Origin of the sequence: Halobacillus sp. B23F22_1, from assembly GCF_043497005.1 — a bacterium.
In the GTDB taxonomy this organism is placed as follows: domain Bacteria; phylum Bacillota; class Bacilli; order Bacillales; family Halobacillaceae; genus Halobacillus_A.
This window is the reverse complement of record NZ_JBIEKE010000009.1, coordinates 1-1,435: the sequence shown is the minus strand read 5'-3', so window position 1 is coordinate 1,435 and position 1,435 is coordinate 1. Positions and strand designations below refer to the sequence as shown.

At 48.4% G+C, this 1,435-nt stretch carries 9 tRNA genes and 1 rRNA gene; all 10 read left to right on the top strand.

What is annotated here, in order from left to right:
• The first annotated feature begins 192 nt into the window (after positions 1-192).
• A 5S ribosomal RNA gene (gene rrf, locus ACGTNH_RS21085) occupies positions 193-306 on the top strand.
• A gap of 13 nt (positions 307-319) precedes the next feature.
• Positions 320-395, top strand: a tRNA-Val gene (locus ACGTNH_RS21080).
• Positions 396-399: 4 nt separating this feature from the next.
• A tRNA-Thr gene (locus tag ACGTNH_RS21075) sits at positions 400-475 on the top strand.
• Positions 476-655: 180 nt separating this feature from the next.
• Positions 656-731, top strand: a tRNA-Lys gene (locus tag ACGTNH_RS21070).
• Between the two features lie 7 nt (positions 732-738).
• Positions 739-820: transfer RNA gene (locus tag ACGTNH_RS21065), tRNA-Leu, on the top strand.
• Positions 821-826: 6 nt separating this feature from the next.
• A tRNA-Gly gene (locus ACGTNH_RS21060) sits at positions 827-901 on the top strand.
• Between the two features lie 54 nt (positions 902-955).
• A tRNA-Leu gene (locus ACGTNH_RS21055) sits at positions 956-1,044 on the top strand.
• A gap of 16 nt (positions 1,045-1,060) precedes the next feature.
• Positions 1,061-1,137, top strand: a tRNA-Arg gene (locus tag ACGTNH_RS21050).
• An 8-nt stretch (positions 1,138-1,145) separates the two neighbouring features.
• Positions 1,146-1,222 (top strand) — tRNA-Pro (locus ACGTNH_RS21045).
• Positions 1,223-1,231: 9 nt separating this feature from the next.
• A tRNA-Ala gene (locus ACGTNH_RS21040) sits at positions 1,232-1,307 on the top strand.
• Positions 1,308-1,435 lie beyond the last annotated feature (128 nt).

Here is a 1,435-nt window from a genome sequence, read left to right as displayed (position 1 = left end):
TCCGAGGTGGAAGCGTGGCGACACGTGCAGCTGACGGATACTAATCAATCGATGACTTAACTATATCCCTTCGTGAAAAGGGTTGAAAGAAACGATGTCTGAAAGGTCTTATCCAGTTTTGAGGGTTTTCAAAAAAACCCTTGATATTTTTTGAAAAGGGCAATATAATATATCTTGTCCTTAAAAATAAGGTTTGGTGGCGAAAGCGAAGAGGTCACACCTGTTCCCATGCCGAACACAGCAGTTAAGCTCTTCAGCGCCGATGGTAGTCGGGTTTACCCCCGTGAGAGTAGGACGCTGCCATACCTTACATAAATCCGGAGGATTAGCTCAGCTGGGAGAGCACTTGCCTTACAAGCAAGGGGTCGCAGGTTCGAGCCCTGCATCCTCCACCATGTCGCCGGCCTAGCTCAACTGGTAGAGCAACTGACTTGTAATCAGTAGGTTGGGGGTTCAAGTCCTCTGGCCGGCACCATTTCCCAAACTTATCAGAACATTTTAGTTTATTTAGGGGCATTAGCTCAGCTGGTAGAGCAAGCCAATTCAATGAACAACCTTCTTTGCAGGCTTGCGAGGGGTGAGAGTTCACTGAATGTTCTTGCAATACGACGAGCATCACAACTAAACAAACTTACGAGAACATCTTTTTTATTAAGAGCCATTAGCTCAGCTGGTAGAGCATCTGACTTTTAATCAGAGGGTCGGAGGTTCGAGCCCTCCATGGCTCACCATTTATTCGCGGGTGTGGTGGAATTGGCAGACACGCTAGATTTAGGATCTAGTGCTTCACGGCGTGGGGGTTCAAGTCCCTCCACCCGCATTATAAGCGGAAGTAGTTCAGTGGTAGAACACCACCTTGCCAAGGTGGGGGTCGCGGGTTCGAATCCCGTCTTCCGCTCCATTTACTTAAATAGTTTAATAAGAAATATTAAGTAACCTTACTTGCAAGTGTCATGCCGGGGTGGCGGAATTGGCAGACGCACAGGACTTAAAATCCTGCGGTGGGTTTCCACCGTGCCGGTTCGAGTCCGGCCCTCGGCACCATAATTTAATTTCATATGCGCCCGTAGCTCAATTGGATAGAGCGTCTGACTACGGATCAGAAGGTTAGGGGTTCGACTCCTCTCGGGCGCGCCATTTACTTACGGGAAGTAGCTCAGCTTGGTAGAGCACTTGGTTTGGGACCAAGGGGTCGCAGGTTCGAATCCTGTCTTCCCGACCATTTAAACATGGGGCCTTAGCTCAGCTGGGAGAGCGCCTGCTTTGCACGCAGGAGGTCAGCGGTTCGATCCCGCTAGGCTCCACCATATTTTGATCTTTGAAAACTGAACGAACCAACCAGTACGTCAAGAATTCTTTCTATAGTATAGAAGGAAGTAAAACAAGCACATTCGGTGTGCAAATGAGCAAGTCATTCTCAACTTTTATGGAGAGT